Origin of the sequence: Hymenobacter sediminicola, from assembly GCF_014250515.1 — a bacterium.
Taxonomy (GTDB): domain Bacteria; phylum Bacteroidota; class Bacteroidia; order Cytophagales; family Hymenobacteraceae; genus Hymenobacter; species Hymenobacter sediminicola.
This window is the reverse complement of record NZ_CP060202.1, coordinates 2,859,209-2,875,806: the sequence shown is the minus strand read 5'-3', so window position 1 is coordinate 2,875,806 and position 16,598 is coordinate 2,859,209. Positions and strand designations below refer to the sequence as shown.

Genomic DNA, 16,598 nt, shown 5'->3' with positions numbered 1-16,598 from the left:
CGTTAGCGCAGATAGATAGATTCAAGGTCGAGGAAGGGGCGGGCATCAGCCGCTGACTGGGCCGCAGGCCCGAGGAGCACTTGCAGCACTTCAGCCTGTGCCAGTGGCAGCGCCACCGGACCATTGGCCTGGAAGGAGAGGGGCAGGAAGCTAGGGTAGGGGCGTGGCAGCAGCAGTTGAGCACCCGGGCGGAAAGCCGTCAAAGGAACCCGCACTTCCTGCATTTCAGCCGGAAGATCCACATCGGCTACGTAGGCTTCCGCGTCGCGGGTGGTGAGAACCAAGCGCACAGTACCGGCGCCGGCACCGCGGCGGCCGCGTATCACTAGTTCCCGGAAATTGGCGGCATCGGCGGCCCGCGTAGCCAGCCGGTCGCCGAAGTAGGCGCGCAGGAAGGCCACCGGTGCGGTCGGGTCGGAGAAGGGAATGGGGCTAGCCGGCGGCGGGCTCTGCAGCAGACGCAGCGCCAACTGGCCGTTGCTGCTCGTCACGTAGTCGGCCCAGCCGCCTCCGTTGATGCCGCCGGTTTCGGTTCGTTGCTGATCAAGCGCCGCCACGTAGAGCGGCAGAGCGGAACCGGGTGCTACAACAGATGCCTCATAATGCTCCCGGGGCGCATAGTCCCAGCTGAGGGGGCTGCCTCTGAAACCGCCCGGGAAAGTGGTGGAAGTGCCGTTGCGCTTCACCACAATCCAGTAGCGAAGCAGGCCCGGATACAACAAGTCGGCGGGGACGGTAGCTTCGGCTGTTGTAAGCGTGAGGCGGCGCATGGGCAGAGTGCGGGTGCGACCATAATAGTGCTGGGCCACAAGCATCACCGAATCGGTAGCGGCGGCACCGGCTATGGTGGCCTGTAGCACGGCAGGCTGCCCGGTAGCCAGTTGGGTAGGGGCCGTGTGCATCACTTGGGTAGGGAGGTCTGTAGCTGGGGGCGCCACGAACTCGCCTAGCTTTATAGCGCCCAGCATGGTTTCAGCCGTGAAGGCTGCCGTAGACTTGCCGCGCGCCGACACTAGGTACACGCCTGGCTGCAGTCGCACGGTGCTGCTGGTGGCTTGTGCTTGAAACGAATTGCCGGCGTTCAGACCGCGCACTGCGAAATCAGAACCTAGGCCCGGCAACGTCAGCTGCATTGGTTGGGTGTTCCAGACGATGCGCGTAACAGCCTGACGGAGCGAAGTAGTGGCAAACGGGTCACGTATTGCAATGGCATCGGGCATCACCTCAAGCCGCCACACGCCCGTAGCCAGCCGGTCGAGGAAGTAGGCGCCGGTGCCTTCGTAGTGTACTGCCGGCGACGAACCGGTGCCCGCGAGCCGGCGCAGAGCAGCAAGTTTGCGCGGCTGCGTGGTGGTGCTGCTGGTGTAGTAGAATTCTTCCGGCGTGTTCAGCTCACTCACGGCGGCGCGGTAGCTGATCCGGAAATCATTAAAAACCGAGTCGGCAGGATAGGTGGCAAACTGCTGACCGAGTTTTACCTGCCGGAATACTTTCCCCGCAATCAGCAGGCTCAGGGCCTTGGCGGGCGTGTAGGCTAGGTTGAGGTAGTGGGTCTGGTATTCGGTGTTGGCAAAGGCTATGGCCAGCGGGTCGTAGGCAAACTGGGTAGCCCACTGGAAGCCGGCACTCCGGAAGCTGCGCGCCATCATCGGGTACGCCACCGGCTGCAGAATATCTGCCGACTCGAACTCATACACCATGCGTGGCTTGCTGCTGAAACGCGGGTCTTTGGCGTACGGAATCGGGTAGCTGTCTACCAGCGGCAGCAGGTTGCCGCGCAGTGTATGGCCCCCCACCAGCGCCGAAGGGTACCACTGAAACGTGAAGCCCTGCACGGGGCTATTCAGGATGGCATTAGCTACTGCCGGGCTTTCGGCAATGTTGTAGAAGATAGGCTTCTTGTAGCCAGTAGCCCGCATGGCCTGTACCATACGCTGCACGAAGGTGCTTACCTCCGCTTCGGGCTGCCGGTAGTGGGGCTCGTTGCACACTTCGTAGGCAATGATGTCGGGGTCTTCGCGGTTGAGCTGGCCGGTGTACTGGTTGCGGTGGTTGAGGAATTGCGCCAAGTAGTTTTCCTGCGCCTTGATGGCGCGCGGATTGTTGTAGGCGCGTCCCTTGGGATAAATGCTGGAGAAGCCGGTTTGCGCGGTGTCCTTTTCCGGGTAGCCATTGCCCCAGTAAGCAATTGGGGTCAGGATGATTTTGATGCGGCGCTGCTTGAGCTGTTGAATCAGGTAGTCGAGCAGGCGTAGGTGTTCATTCTCGAGCACATTGCCTAGCGTGTCCGTAATTTCTACGTCCCACACGTGGACCCGGAAAGCATCTATGTCCAGCCGGGAAAGGTGGTACACATCCTGCTCAATGGCCTGCTCGGGCTTCATGCCCAGCTTTTTAATAGAGCGGTACGAGTGGGCGAATGGAGCCGTATAGTTCACGCCAAACAGCGCTACTTCCTGCTTGCTGCCCTGCCAGCGCATCACGCCTTTGGCATCTAAATACACATCGGCTTTGGCGGGCGGCGGGGACTGGGCCTGCGTTGAAATGCTGATTAGCAGGGAAAAGGCCAGAAAGCAGAGGGCCGTACGCTGCTGGAACAATGTAGCTGCGAGCCGGCAAAGGGAAAAAAGAGGCATAGACAGTAGAGACAATTGGATGCGCGAAGTAACACTACGCAGAAACGAAAACGGCCGCCGCAAGTAACGTTGCGGCGGCCGTAAGCCGTAATGATGAGTCTGTAAGCCGGGTTTTGTACGCTGCCCCGAAAGGCCGCGCCTCCACCATTTATCTAGGCCAGTCCTCGCGGAAAGGCTCCATCAACCTACCCGCTGGCCCCGGACGAGCCGCCCGGTGCGCCCTCGCAGGACGCGTGCCAGCTTATTTGGTCTTTCAACCCCTGAGGTTTACCCAGCCGGACTGGTCACCCAGCCGCTGGTGCGCTCTTACCGCACCTTTTCACCCTTACCGGCTGCCCGAGGGCAACGTAGGCGGTATTTTCTGTGGCACTGGCTGTCCCGGGTTGCATTATACTTCCCGGTCCTTCCCGTTAGGAAGCAAGGTGCTCTGTGTTGCCCGGACTTTCCTCGTCGCCTGCTTTTGACACAGGCGCCGCGGTGGAGCGACTCATCACTGAGGCAAAGGTAGGCATTTACGCCCGGCGAGCCTCTATCAATTCGTAGCCCTCATCTACCAGCAGCTTGGTGCCGGTGGCGCTGCGCACGGCCAGTTGGTCGCACCGCTCGTTTTCGGGGTGGCCGTTGTGGCCGCGCACCCATTTGAAGTGCACGGTGCGCTGGCGGTACACTTTCAGGAAGCGCCGCCAGAGGTCTTCGTTGGCTTTCTTGCCGAAGTCGGCCTTCTTTTCCCAGCCAAACACCCACTTCTTCTCTACCGAATCCACCACGTACTTCGAGTCCGTGACGACGGTAATGGGCAGCTCAGGGCGGTTGATGGCTTCGAGGCCCACGATGATGGCCAGCAGCTCCATGCGGTTGTTGGTGGTGAGGCGGAAGCCTTCGGTCAGCTCCTTTTCGTGCTGCCCAAAGCGCAGGATAGCGCCGTAGCCGCCGGGGCCAGGGTTGCCGCGGGAAGAACCGTCGGTGAACAGGTAAATCAATGTGCGGGGAAATGAAAAAAAGGCAGTCATTCCTCGGGCCTTGGCTTGATGCGCCACATGCTCGGAATGACGTTATAGGGTCAAAAATTGCTCTTAAACAGCTTGATGGCAATGGCCAGCAGAATCACGCCGAACACGCGGCGCAGAATGTCTTCGCCGGCTTTGCCCAGCTTCCGCTCAATCCAGGCGCTGCTTTTGAGCACGCCGTACACGAACACGAGGTTCAGCAGAATGCCCACCAGCACGTTGGGCAGCGAGTAGGCGGCCCGCAGAGAAAGCAAGGTGGTCATGGTGCCGGCCCCCACAATGAGCGGAAACGCCAGTGGCACAATGGAGCCCGATGCCGCCGTAGGATTGTGCCGAAACAGCTCGATGCCCAGAATCATTTCCATGCCAATCAGGAAGATGATAATAGCTCCTGCCAGCGCAAACGACTGAAAATCGACGCCAAATAAGCTCAGAATGCTCTGGCCCAGAAACAGGAACACGAACATCAGCAGGCCCGCAACCAGTGTGGCCTTCTCGGAGTTGATTTTGCCCTCGCGCTGCCGGATCTGGATGATAATCGGGATGGAGCCCAGAATATCAATCACGGCGAAAAGCGTGAGCGTGACAGAGAATATTTCCTTGAGACTGAACATGCGGTTTAGGCAAACTCCTTGGCGAAAAACTGCACTAACTGCTCAAATGCGGCATCCGGAATGGCCGGAAAGTTGGCAATACGCAGACTGCCAGCTTTCCAGTTACCGTAGCCGTTGCCGAGCTGTAAGCCCTGCGCCAGCGCGCGGCGCTTCACCTCATCAATCAGGGCGGGCGCGCCTTGCAGGCCAATAACCGTGGTGGAGCGGGTTTCCGGGTTCGTGACGAGCGGCGTGAGTTGCGTGGCCTGCTCGAAGTAGTCGTAGAGCTTGGTAGCCCGCTCCTGCAAATGCTGGTGCACCGTTTTGATAACGGGCCGCTCCTGCAGCACCCGGTAGAGCAGATAAATGCCCAGCACATTGGGGGTGTGCGTGGTCTGCCAGTTCAGCATCTTCTCGTACTGCGAGGCCAGCGAGTTGTAGTGGCTCCGCTCGTTGATTTCGCGCAGGCGCGCCACGGCCCGCGGCGACAGAATCATGAGCGACAGCCCAGCCGGCAGCCCAAAGCATTTCTGCACCGATGCGTACCACACATCGGCCTTGATGTACTTGAGCTGCACGCCCGCCATGGAAGAGGTGGCATCAACGGCCAGCAGCGCCGAACCGAGGCGGTTGTAGAGGTTCAGGATGAAGCCGTCGCGGAGTTGCGTGGCGTTGCTGGTTTCGTTCTGCGTGATGCAGACAAGGTCGGTTTCGTGGTCGGGCAGGGGCAGGGCTGCCACGTCGGGCACCTCATCGATGCCAAACTGGTAGCCGATGGAGGCCGGCCGCAGCGCCTTGGCGTACTCGTACCATTTCTCGCCGAACGCGCCGCTGTAGAGGTGGAAGCTCTTGCGCGGCGTGAGGCTCTGTGTCAGGACTTCCCAGCATTCGGTAGCCGAGCTCATGAAAAACACGGTGTAGTCCTGCGGGACATTGAGCTTATTTTTCAGCTCCTGCACGGTCTGGCGCATGAGGCCCGTAAACCGCTCACCGCGGTGCGGGGCCGAGAGCCAGCCTTCATCGAAAGCATCCTGGAGGTATTGGCGCACCTGTGGGTACACCTGTGAAGGGCCGGGATTGAATGTATACATAAGGTGTGGTGAGGCTAGAGGAACTGCAAAGGTAGTAAGCTGATGGGGGGATAAGGTGAGAAAGTGATGAGGCCAACTGTGATGGGGTGACGAAGACAACAAGTAAAAACATCCTCACAGGCTTAAGATGCGCAAGAACATTTTTTCCTGTCACGTTATCACCTCGTCACAGTTAACCGCCTTACAGCGTCAGACTTTAAACCCAACCCGCCGGGGCCGTAGGCTCTCGAAATACTGCACGGCCAGCCGGTAGCTTTCTAGCTTGAAGCCACTGATACTGCCCACGCAGTGCTTGCCCAGCAGGCTGCGTTGGCGGAAGTCTTCGCGGGCGTGCAGGTTGCTCAGGTGCACCTCAATTACGGGCGTATTGATGGCAGCCACGGCATCGGCTAGCGCCACGCTGGTGTGGGTGTAGCCGCCGGCATTCAGCACAATGCCATGATACGTGTAGCCTACTTCGTGCAGCTTGTCGAGCAGTTCGCCCTCATGGTTGCTCTGGAAATACTCAATGGTGACTTCCGGAAAAGCGGCGCGCAACTCAGGCAGGTAGTCGTCGAAGGATCGGGTGCCGTAGATGCCTGGCTCGCGGCGGCCCAGCAGGTTCAGGTTGGGGCCGTTGAGAATGAGAAGCTGCATATAGTTAAATAGGTTGAGTGCTGGATTGTTGAGTGCCGGTGGGCAGGCCACCGGGCCACGAAACCGGTTTCTCGGGTAAGTCTCGCTAAACTTGCACGAATATCCGGGCAACCTGCCAACAATCAGCAACCAACACGCAACACATGTCTACTTGGTCCGTCACGCTCCGGCAATTCGAAGGCTACCTGCAGCTCGAAAAGTCGCTTTCCGCCAACTCTGTGGAGGCCTATGTGCGGGATGCGGGCAAGCTGCGACACTTTCTGGAACTGCGGCACCTGCCCAACTCGCCCAAGGAAGTGACAACGGCGCTATTGCGCGAGTTTCTGGAGTGGCTGGGCGGCATGGGCCTGAGCGCCACCTCGCAGGCCCGAATTCTGTCGGGTATTAAGGCCTTCTTCAGCTTCATGATTATGGAAGACCTGCTCACGCTGGACCCCACCGACACGCTGGAAGCCCCCAAAACCGGCCGCAAACTGCCCGATACGCTCAGCTACGATGAGATAGTGCAGCTGCTCGACGGTATCGACCTGAGCACGGCTGAAGGCACCCGCAACCGCGCCATGCTGGAAGTGCTGTACTCCTCCGGCCTGCGCGTGAGCGAACTGACCGATTTACGCCTTTCCAATGTGTACGCCGACCAAGGCTTTGTGCGTGTGACCGGCAAAGGCAACAAGGAGCGCCTCGTGCCTATCGGGCGCGACGCACTGAAACATGTGGGCCTGTACCTGCAGGGCATCCGCTGCCACCTCGACATCAAGCCCGGCCATGAGGATTTCGTATTCCTGAATAAGCGCGGCTCAAAACTATCGAGAGTGACGGTTTTTACCGTTATCAAAGCCGCCGCCGATAAGGCCGGGGTGCGCAAGAGCATCAGCCCACATACGTTTCGACACTCTTTCGCCACACACCTGATAGAAGGTGGTGCTGACCTGCGGGCAGTGCAGGAGATGCTGGGCCACGAAAGCATTACAACCACCGAAATCTATACCCACCTCGACCGGGACTACCTGCGGCAGGTCATTACGGCGTTTCACCCCAGGAGCTAGGCCGAGCGCGAAAAGTGCTGCCGCTGGCAGCTATGCAGCCACTCCTCCGCGTCCTGCACCGATTCAAACAGTTGCAATTCGGTGCCGGCCCGGCGCGTCCAGCTGGTATCCAAGTCGCCGACGTTGGCATTGGCGCCAGGCTGCATCACGTGGGCCACACAGGGAGGCGGGCAGGTGTTGGTGCTTTCCCAGACATAGCGGAGCCAGGTCAGCGAGTCAAACCACGGATTCAGTACCTGGCTGTTATCGTTCAGAAAAAGGGGAGAAAGAGGGCTGCTGAGCAGGTTCAGGTGCGAAACCACACTTTGCAGGGCCTGTTGTGGATTTACGAAACCACGCCATGTGGCCCGGAGCCAATGGTTGCAGGCATCAAATTCTACACGGCAAAACGGCTGTTGCGCGGTGAAGAAGGCAGGGGAGTCGGACATATTGAGCAATGCGGAGAAGAGTAGGAGGAAACCTAATCGGGCATTGCAATAGGTGTAGGCGGAGGTAATGGAGCGGCGGGGTACTTTTGCAACAAACTTACTAGCGTGCCATCAAAACCTACTGATTCGCCCCGGTTTTCACCGTTGCTGCTGGCATTGCTGGGCTTGCTGCTGTTTCTGTTGCCATACGGCATTCTGCTGGCGCATAGTTACGTTACAATTGATGATAATCTGGATGCGGAATTGAATATTCCCTATCTGCTTGTCCATCATGGGGTAATATTTGATTACCGGCCCTCGGCAATAGTGCCCGCCATCATGGATGGGTTGCCGCGCAACGCACTTCGCTCGGGCCTGAATGTGGGCATGGGCCTGTTTGCGCTGTTCCCTCCCTGGGCCGCCTACTTGGTGCAGCAGGCCTTGGTGCGGCTGCTGGGTTTGCTGGGAATGTACGCGCTGTTGCGGCAAGAACTGCTACAAGCACCTCGGGCTAAAACTGTAGCTGCGGCCGTAGCACTAGGCTGGGCAGTGCTGCCGCTGTATTCTATGTATGGCCTGTCGGTGATGGGGCAGCCGGCGCTGCTGCTGGCGTTTCTGGCGTTGCGGCGGCAAGTGGGGCGGTGGTGGCACTGGGTGATTATAGTCGGGTTTCCGCTCTGGAGTATGTTCGTATTTGTGGGGCCGTTTGTGCTGGCCGCGTTGGCGGCGCTGTGGCTCTGGGACTGGTGGCAGGTGCGCCGCCCGAACTGGGTGTTTTTGCTGGGGGTATTCCTGCTGTTGAGTGTGTACTTGGTCGTAGAATGGCCGTTATTCTACTCTTTGCTGGTTACCCGGCAGTTTGTGCCGCATCGGCTGGAGTTTGATCTTGCTCAACTGACCCCATTAGGGCTGAAGGCAGGGTTCCGCAGCGCCTGCCAGTTTTTCCTGATGGGACAGTACCATGCCAGCCGGTTTCTGCGTGTAGCGGTGCTGCTGGCTATAGCGGTGGCCGTAATCCTGGCTCCCAGCGGACAGCGCGCTGTCCGCTGGGGTAGCCTGCTGCCGTGGCTGCTGGGGCTGGCCGGGCTGGCGCTGTTCAGCGGCTTCTACCCGCAACTGGTAGCGCTAGGACAAAACCGGGTGCCGCTGCTGGGCGTGTTCAATTTCGGCCGCTTCCACTTTCTGGCGCCGCTGTTTTGGTTCTGGTTGCTGGCCCTAGCGTTGCGCTACCTGCCCGGCCGCTGGCAGGCAGTAGTAGTGGGCATACAGTTGCTCGTTGGTTTTGGCATGAACCAGGAATGGCTGAATAATGTACGCGAGCTGGCCGGCCGGCCCAATCCGCACGAACCCAACTACACGGCTTACGTAGCTCCGGACCTGTTTCAGTTGGTGCAGCAGACTATTCGTCAGGAGTCGGGCCTTGTGCAGGAGCAGTACCGGGTGGCGTGCCTGGGCCTTCCACCGGCCGTAGCACAACTCAACAATTTTTACACTCTCGATTCGTACCAGAACAATTATCCGTTGGCCTATAAGCACCGGTTCCGCCCCATAATTGCTGGCGAGCTGGCCAAAAGCGCGGAGCTGCGCCGCTATTTCGATGCCTGGGGCAACCGGTGCTATCTGTTTTCGGCGGAGCTGGGCAAGGATTTTCGGGTGGGTGCGTTTCAAAAGCAAGTGGTGCAGGATTTCGCCTTCGATGCGGCCGCGTTCCGCCAGATGGGCGGGCGCTACGTGCTGTCGGCGGCACAGCTGGCCGCACCAGGCCGGAGCGGCCTGCAACTGGCGGCTGTGTTTGAGCAACCGGGCGCATACTGGCGAATATGGCTCTACAAACTGAAGCAATGAGTAGCTAATCTGCTGTGGATTGACCTGAAAATGGTTGATTTGCTTCCGTCATTACCCGGTTGCTACCCTACTTAGTTACTCACCGGAATTACCTAGATTTGGCCCTTTGGTGCGTGAGAATGGCAAAAAATACCTACAAGCAAGACCCCACCCCCGTTAACCGGGCCAACGAGCCGCGGCCGAACCGTGCGAACCAGCCCCGGGCGGCTGCGCCCGAACCTGTGGCCGCGCCCCGCGAGAACCGGCGGGCTGCCGAACCCAAGGCGGCTCCTAAGCCCCCGCGCAAGCCGCTGAAACTGCCTTCCTTGAATCTGGGAAATATGTTCGGTTTCCTGCGTGACCGGCGTTTTCAACTGTTTCTGGGCTTCTTCTTTCTAATCGGGTCCCTCTACCTGACCTTCGCATTCTTCTCGTTCCTGTTCACAGGGCACGCCGACCAAAGCGTGGTGGAAGGCCTAGACCAGACGCCGGTGAAGGAAGCTGGCAAGCAGTCGGGCAACTGGCTGGGGCTAATCGGGGCTATGGCTGCACAGTTCCTGATTTACAAGGGTTTCGGGGTAGCAGCTTTTGCCCTGATTCCGATTGTCTTCTTCTTGGGCTACAAGATTGTATTCCGGCGTGCCGGCGTTTCGGTGAGCTATGTGCTGGCCCTGTGCCTGTTCATCATGGGCTGGCTGAGCGTTCTGCTGGGCTACGTGGTGCTCACCATGCAGGCTCCCGATGCCGACCCCAACCTGGGCTACCGCCTCGATTTTTTGAGTGGCGGTATTGGCTACGAGGCTGCTGTGTGGCTCGACAGCCTCATCGGCTGGGGCACAGTATTGCTGCTGGCCTTCCTGCTGATTTCCTTTGTGGTATATTTCTTCAACGTCACCACTATCACGCTGCCCCGCTTTGGTGCCGAGGGAGAAGAGGAGGAAGAGGAGGCTGTGTCAGCAGATGGCCTGAGCAGCCGCCCTACCAATCGGGCTACCACGCCTGCCGCATTCGAGGCTCAGGATGAACCGGAAGAAGAGCCCGACCTAGGAATTACCGTGCGTGACATCCGGCCGGTTGCAGCCACGCGCCCAGTACTACAGCCCCTTTTGGCAGCAGAAGACGAGGACGAAGAAGAGTTTACGGCGCCCGATGCGCCAGTAGTCACGACTGGTTCTGTCGCCTCACCAGCTTTTGCTGCGCCTGCTGTGCCTGTTATAGCGGCTGCCGCGGCTGGTATGGCTGGGGCGGCTGGCTCAGCTGTGCCACTGAGTGTAGCTGCCGCGGGTGCTAGCTTGAGTGCTGCTAGTGCCGCCGCTACCGTAGCTTCAGGAGGTGCCGCTGCTCCTACCAAAGGCCCCAGCTTCTCCATAGAAGCACCCACCGACCCGGAGCCGCTGGCTCCCACTGCTGCCCGCATACCTACGCCTCTGTCCATGGACGATCTGGCCGACGGCGACATGCCCTTGCCAGTTGCCACGCCTGTTGCGCTCAGCACTACGCATCAACCCACTTTCCAGATTGAAACCAAGCCCGGTGAGCTGGACCCTGCCGCCGGTGCCGATATGGCCTCCATTGCCGACGACGATGAGGATGCTGATACCATGCCTGCCGTCAACTACGACCCTACGCTGGACCTCTCCCGCTATCAGTACCCCACGCTGGAGCTGCTCAACGACTACGGCGTTGCGAAAGCACAGGTAACCAAAGAGGAACTGGAAGCCAACAAAGACCGTATTGTGGAGACGCTGGGCCACTATGGCATTAACATCGCCAGCATCAAGGCTACCATTGGCCCAACGGTCACGCTCTACGAAATCGTGCCAGACGCCGGGGTGCGCATCTCCAAAATCAAGAGCCTCGAAGATGATATTGCGCTGAGTCTCGCGGCGCTGGGCATCCGTATTATTGCCCCAATTCCGGGCAAAGGCACTATTGGTATCGAAGTGCCGAACACCAAGAAGGAAATGGTGAGCATCCGCTCAGTATTTGCTACCGAGAAGTTTGCGCACACCGAAATGGACCTGCCCATTGCCTTCGGCCGCACCATCACCAACGAGGTATTTGTGGTAGATCTGGCCAAGATGCCGCACTTGCTGATGGCAGGTGCCACCGGCCAGGGTAAATCAGTGGGCCTAAACGTGATTCTGGCTTCGCTGCTCTACAAGCGCCACCCGGCCCAGCTGAAGTTTGTGCTCGTCGACCCAAAAAAGGTGGAACTGAGCATCTTCAACAAGATTGAGCGCCATTTCCTGGCCAAGCTGCCCGACACAGAGGAAGCCATCATCACCGACACGAAGAAGGTGGTGAACACGCTTAATTCGCTGTGCATGGAGATGGACAAGCGCTACGACCTGTTGAAGGATGCGGGCTGCCGTAACCTGAAGGAATACAACCGCAAGTTCATCGAGCGCCGCCTCAACCCGAAGAAGGGCCACCGCTTCATGCCCTTCATCGTGCTGGTGATTGACGAACTGGCTGACCTGATGATGACGGCCGGCAAAGAAGTGGAAACGCCCATTGCCCGTCTCGCGCAGCTGGCCCGTGCCATTGGTATTCACCTGATTGTGGCTACGCAGCGCCCGTCCGTCAACGTTATTACGGGTATCATTAAGGCAAACTTCCCGTGCCGGATTTCCTTTAAAGTGACCAGCAAAATCGACTCGCGCACCATTCTGGATGCTGGTGGCGCCGACCAATTGGTAGGCCAGGGCGACATGCTGATTTCGCAGGGCTCCGACATCATTCGGGTGCAATGCGCCTTCATCGATACGCCCGAGGTGGACCGCCTCTGCGACTATATTGGGGAGCAGCAGGGCTACCCCGATGCGTACCTGCTGCCCGAAGTGGTAGGCGAAAGTGGCGGCGGTAGCGGCGACATTGAGGATATGGACCCCTCGCAGCGCGATGCCATGTTTGAGGAAGCAGCCCGCGTCATCGTCACGCACCAGCAGGGCAGCACTTCACTGCTGCAGCGCCGCCTGAAGCTAGGCTACAACCGCGCCGGCCGACTCATAGACCAGTTGGAGCATGCTGGCATTGTAGGGCCATTTGAGGGCAGCAAGGCCCGGGAGGTATTAATTCCGGATGAGTACAGTTTGGAACAGTTGTTGAATACGCTCCCGAAATAAGAGTCTGAAAATGTTCAGGAGGCCAATACGGAAGGTTTTTTCACTTCTTTTTGTTCTCGCTTAAACAAAGTAGCCTCTTGCACGTCTCTGTACTCAACCTACCGAATCACCTTTTTGCAATGAAAAAATACCTCGCCCTGCTCGCTCTGTCCGTGTCGTTTATGTCGGCCGCCTCGGCGCAGCAGGACCCCAAAGCCGGCAAGATTCTGGACCAGATGAGCGCCAAGTATCAGGCCATGAAAGCTTTCCGGGCCAACTTCACGCAGACGCTGGAAAATGATGCGACTAAAGTGAAGGAGAATCTGAGCGGCGACATTCTTGTAAGCGGCCAAAAGTTCCGGCTGAAAATCAGTGGTCAGGAAGTCATCAACAATGGCCAGACTGTTTGGACGTATATGAAATCGGAAAACGAGGTGAATATCTCGGATTTTGAGGCTGATGAGCAGGAAATTTCTCCCTCACAGATCTATACGCTCTACAAAAAGGGCTACAAGTACTCCTACGTGCAGGAAGCCAAGGAAGGCGGTGAGGCCGTGGACGTAATTGAGTTGTCGCCGGAAGACCGCAACAACCCAGTCTTCAAGGTTCGTCTGAAAGTAAGTAAAGTCGATAAATCGGTGAAAAGCTGGCAGATGTTCAAGAAGAATGGTAACCGCTACACCTTCAAAATCAATAAGTTTACGCCGAACGTGCCCGTGGATGCTACCACGTTCAACTTCGACAAGGCTAAATACAAAGGCGTGAAGGTCATTGACCTGCGTTAGGCTATTCTGCCACTCTGGCCGGCCCGCTTCTGCTTCGTGCAAAGGCGGGCCGGCTTGTTTTAGAGAGTAGCCAACTCTACCGGCATGGAAATCAAAATAGGACATTTCGTTTCCTGTATCTTGTCCGCTCATATGTAGGTATGGCGTTATGCAAGAAGATTTCCTCCACTACGTCTGGCAGCATCAATATTTCGATAAGGCAGAGTTGCACACCACAGCTGGTGAAGTACTAACTGTGCTTCGGCCCGGCATGCGCAATTCCGATGCTGGCCCTGACTTCCTGAATGCTCGTCTGCAACTGGGCGAAGTGGAGTGGAACGGCGCGGTGGAAATCCATATCCGCGCCTCCGACTGGCACCGTCACAAGCATCAGCACGACCCGAAATACGACCAGGTAGTATTGCATGTGGTCTTTGAAGCCGACCAGCCCGTGTGCCGCCTCGATGGGAGTGAGGTGCCAGCGCTGGTACTGGCTCCGCGCCTTGCGCCGGAACTCCTGCATAGCTACGAACGCCTCCTGTTGGCCACCGATACAGCCGATACCCTGCCCTGCGCTCCGTTGCTGGGCACGGTACCTGATATCACCAGAGTAAGTATGGCGGAGCGAGCCTTACTGGAGCGGGTGGAGCAAAAAGCGGCGGTTGTGGCTGAGCTACACCAGCAGTTGGGCCAGGACTGGGAAGCCACTGCCTACCACGCGCTGGCCGGCGCGTTTGGGTTTCAGAAAAACAGTGAGCCGCTGGCGCGCTTGGCCAAAGCCCTGCCACTGGGTATTCTACGCCGCCACCGCCACGATGCCCGCCAACTGGAGGCACTGCTGTTTGGGCAGGCTGGTTTCCTGACTGAAAATGAAAACACCCGCACGGATGCGTATATAACCGGGCTACGGCAGGAATTTGAGTTTCTGCGCCACAAGTATAGCCTGCATGGTACAGCGCTGGCCGCCCACGAATGGAACTTCCTGCGGATGCGGCCGGCCAACTTCCCGCCGGTGCGGCTAGCCCAGCTGGCGGCTGTGCTGCACGCCCGCCCCGCGCTGTTCGATGCTCTGCTTTCTGCCGCTGACGTACCTACGTTACTACGTTTTTTTCAAGCGCCTACCACCGACTATTGGCGCGGGCATTACCGGCCGGGTGTGCCGGGCAAAGTGCCCACACTAGGCAAAAGCAGTATTCAGGTTCTGATTACCAATGTGGTAGTGCCATTGCGCGTAGCGTATGCGCGGCACGTAGGCCAACCAGAACTGGTGGAAAGTGCCGTAGCACTGCTTAGTCAGCTGTCTGCTGAGCACAATCATATTACCGATGCGTATGCCGCACAAGGATTTGTGCACCGCACTGCTGCCGACTCGCAGGGGCTGCTGGCACTGCACCGGGGCTACTGCGTGCCGCGCCGCTGCATGCAGTGCGCCATCGGGAGCCGGATTCTGCAACGCAATATGGCCATCCGGTGAAGCAGCTGCTGGTAGCATTGGTACTGAATAGCGGACTGCTGCTGCTGCTGTGGCACTGGCTCCGGCTCCGGCTTGCCGAGCCGCTCGTGGGCCGCTGGCTACTGCCGCTGCTGACCCTAAAAATGCTGGCCTGCGCTGTGGCTACTTACTTCATCGGCGGCGACCCTTTGTACTATTTCAGTTGGTCACGCTCAGTCAATCAGCAACTCTGGGCCGACCCGGCAGCCTGGCTGCATACGCTGGGCAGCAATGAGTTTCACTTTGCCGGACGGCATCTGGTGTTCCACGGGTTTTCAAACACCATGTTCTTCATTAAGCTGCTGTCGGGGCTGCAATTGGCTGGCAATGGCAGTGCTTTGCTGATGGGGCTTTATTGCTCGCTATTTTGCTTCGTGGCGTGCTGGGAGTTGGTTCGAGTCGTAGTCCAAATCTGGCCTGCTACGCCTGCCGGAGCCGTACTGGTTGGTTTTCTGATGTGGCCGAGCGTAGTGTACTGGACGTCCGGTATCACGAAGGAAAGCTTGCTGGTAGGGAGCGGAGCGGCAGTAGTAGCCTTGGTACTGGGCTGGCTCTACGGCAGCCGGCCGGTGCGGCCTAGGGCGGTGGTTTTGGCCTTGGTTTTGGCAGTGTTGCACTTTCAAATGCGCTTCTTCTTTGCCGGGTTGCTGCTGGCGGCGTTGTCGGGCCTGGGGCTGATACGGGTGGTGGAGCGGCTACTGGGCGGCCCCCGGCGCGGGGTGGCGGTGCTGCTGATGGCCGGATGGCTGCTCGGCGGAGCCTGGATGCTGGGAGAAATCAGCCCGGTGTTCAGCCTCAATAAGTTTACCAGCCGCCTGCTCATCAACTACCATACGCTACAGCAGAATTCCGGCAGCCGTCCGCACCTCGACTACCCAAATCTTCGGCCCACGGGAGAAAGCCTCCTGCAACACGCCCCGCAAGCAATCGGCGCCACTCTGAGCCGCCCCTGGCCCTGGGAGGGAAGCGGCCCGCTTTATGCCGCGGCCGGCCTCGAAAACCTGCTGCTGCTGGCCTTGCTGTTGTGGGCTGCCGTAGAAACAGCCCGTGGGCGGGCCGGGTTCTTGCCGTTTGCAGCGGTGGTGGCCCTGTTGGTGTATTGCTTGCTGCTGGCGGCGCTGTTGGGCCTGAGTACGCCCAATCTGGGAACCCTCAATCGGTATCGGGTGGCCCTGCTGCCCTACTTGCTGTGGCTGGGGTTGCAGCACGTTGAGGCCGCCCGCTGGCTACGACGCATCGGAATGTAAGGCTGCTGCTGGCTACCGGTAAGGCATACGAGCAAACGAATCCTTAAATTTGCGTTTTGGAACTCTGCCGGCCGCTGGCCGCTTTTCGCTTCGCATGGAAAATCCTATTATCATACTCGGTGCCCAAACGGTGGGCACCTCTGCCCTCGATGCCTTTCTTTCTAACGACTTGGTGGTGTATTGCCTCCTCGACGACGATACCAAGCTGCAAAACACGGAGCTGTTTGATGTGCCCGTAATGGGCAGCACCGACGACAAGGAACTGCTCAAGCTACTGGGCAAAAAGTGTGAGGTGTTTGTGGCTACCGAAGACACTGCCAGCCGCCGCAGCCTTACCAACATGCTGCACGAAGAGTATCAGGCTGTACCGGTCAATGCCATCCATCAGCGTGCCAGCGTGTCGGTGCATGCGTGGTTGGGCCATGGCAACCTGATAAGTGCAAACGCAGTGGTAGTGGGCACGGCCAAAATCGGCAACGGCTGCCTGATTGGACCCAATGCCGTGGTGGATGCCCGCGCAGACCTGGGCGACTACGCACAACTCGGGGCCGGAGCTATCCTCAACGCCGATGTAACGGTAGGGGAGCAGGCCTTTATTGGGGCGGGAGCTATAGTGGTGGCCGGCGTCAAAATCGGCAACAAGGCCCGTGTTGGCGCTGGTTCAGTAGTGGTAGCCGATGTGCCTGCGAACCAGACAGTGTTCGGCAACCCCGCTCAGAAAGTATAAACTTGAGAACTTAGAAGATGG

General features: G+C 58.6%; 13 protein-coding genes and 1 other RNA gene. 7 read left to right on the top strand and 7 right to left on the bottom strand.

Features of this window, described 5'->3' with window-relative positions; genetic code table 11:
• Positions 1-2: 2 nt before the first annotated feature.
• From H4317_RS12275 to aroQ, 6 genes are all read right to left on the bottom strand, one after another.
• The gene (locus H4317_RS12275; protein WP_185886888.1) at positions 3-2,636 is read right to left on the bottom strand and encodes a cellulase family glycosylhydrolase; all 2,634 of its coding nucleotides are present in this window, start codon (positions 2,634-2,636) and stop codon (positions 3-5) included.
• 86 nt (positions 2,637-2,722) lie between these two features.
• Positions 2,723-3,130, bottom strand: an RNA gene (gene rnpB, locus H4317_RS12270) — RNase P RNA component class A.
• A gap of 18 nt (positions 3,131-3,148) precedes the next feature.
• A complete protein-coding gene (gene rnhA / locus H4317_RS12265) occupies positions 3,149-3,616 on the bottom strand; it encodes a ribonuclease HI (RefSeq protein WP_221899155.1) in 468 nt (155 codons plus the stop codon).
• 80 nt (positions 3,617-3,696) lie between these two features.
• On the bottom strand, positions 3,697-4,257 hold the full coding sequence (locus H4317_RS12260; protein WP_185886886.1) for a MarC family protein: 561 nt from the start codon (positions 4,255-4,257) through the stop codon (positions 3,697-3,699).
• A 5-nt stretch (positions 4,258-4,262) separates the two neighbouring features.
• Complete coding sequence (locus H4317_RS12255; RefSeq protein ID WP_185886885.1) at positions 4,263-5,327, bottom strand: aminotransferase class V-fold PLP-dependent enzyme; 1,065 nt, start codon at positions 5,325-5,327, stop codon at positions 4,263-4,265.
• Positions 5,328-5,516: 189 nt separating this feature from the next.
• Complete coding sequence (aroQ, locus tag H4317_RS12250) at positions 5,517-5,963, bottom strand: type II 3-dehydroquinate dehydratase (protein ID WP_185886884.1); 447 nt, start codon at positions 5,961-5,963, stop codon at positions 5,517-5,519.
• Between the two features lie 143 nt (positions 5,964-6,106).
• Between aroQ and xerD the strand changes: the two genes are divergently transcribed.
• Positions 6,107-7,009 (top strand): site-specific tyrosine recombinase XerD, encoded by a 903-nt coding sequence (gene xerD, locus H4317_RS12245; RefSeq protein ID WP_185886883.1) that lies wholly within the window; start codon positions 6,107-6,109, stop codon positions 7,007-7,009.
• Here the strand turns inward: xerD and H4317_RS12240 are convergent.
• Complete coding sequence (locus H4317_RS12240) at positions 7,006-7,437, bottom strand: hypothetical protein (protein WP_185886882.1); 432 nt, start codon at positions 7,435-7,437, stop codon at positions 7,006-7,008. The genes xerD and H4317_RS12240 overlap by 4 nt on opposite strands.
• A 105-nt stretch (positions 7,438-7,542) precedes the next feature.
• Here H4317_RS12240 and H4317_RS12235 point away from each other — a divergent pair, with 105 nt between their 5' ends.
• The 6 genes from H4317_RS12235 (at position 7,543) to H4317_RS12210 (ending at position 16,577) form a co-directional block, all read left to right on the top strand.
• Positions 7,543-9,261 carry a DUF6044 family protein gene (locus H4317_RS12235; protein WP_185886881.1) on the top strand — a complete coding sequence of 573 codons (1,719 nt, stop codon included), beginning with the start codon at positions 7,543-7,545 and terminating at the stop codon, positions 9,259-9,261.
• A gap of 119 nt (positions 9,262-9,380) precedes the next feature.
• A complete protein-coding gene (locus H4317_RS12230; protein ID WP_185886880.1) occupies positions 9,381-12,368 on the top strand; it encodes an FtsK/SpoIIIE family DNA translocase in 2,988 nt (995 codons plus the stop codon).
• A 119-nt stretch (positions 12,369-12,487) separates the two neighbouring features.
• A complete protein-coding gene (lolA1, locus tag H4317_RS12225; protein WP_185886879.1) occupies positions 12,488-13,132 on the top strand; it encodes an outer membrane lipoprotein periplasmic chaperone LolA1 in 645 nt (214 codons plus the stop codon).
• 148 nt (positions 13,133-13,280) lie between these two features.
• Positions 13,281-14,585 carry a DUF2851 family protein gene (locus H4317_RS12220; RefSeq protein WP_185886878.1) on the top strand — a complete coding sequence of 435 codons (1,305 nt, stop codon included), beginning with the start codon at positions 13,281-13,283 and terminating at the stop codon, positions 14,583-14,585.
• Positions 14,582-15,850 (top strand): hypothetical protein, encoded by a 1,269-nt coding sequence (locus H4317_RS12215; RefSeq protein ID WP_185886877.1) that lies wholly within the window; start codon positions 14,582-14,584, stop codon positions 15,848-15,850. The genes H4317_RS12220 and H4317_RS12215 overlap by 4 nt, the downstream gene beginning before the upstream one ends.
• Before the next feature lie 94 nt (positions 15,851-15,944).
• Entirely contained in the window at positions 15,945-16,577 is a 633-nt protein-coding gene (locus H4317_RS12210; protein ID WP_185886876.1) for a NeuD/PglB/VioB family sugar acetyltransferase, read from the top strand.
• The last annotated feature ends 21 nt before the right edge of the window (positions 16,578-16,598 follow it).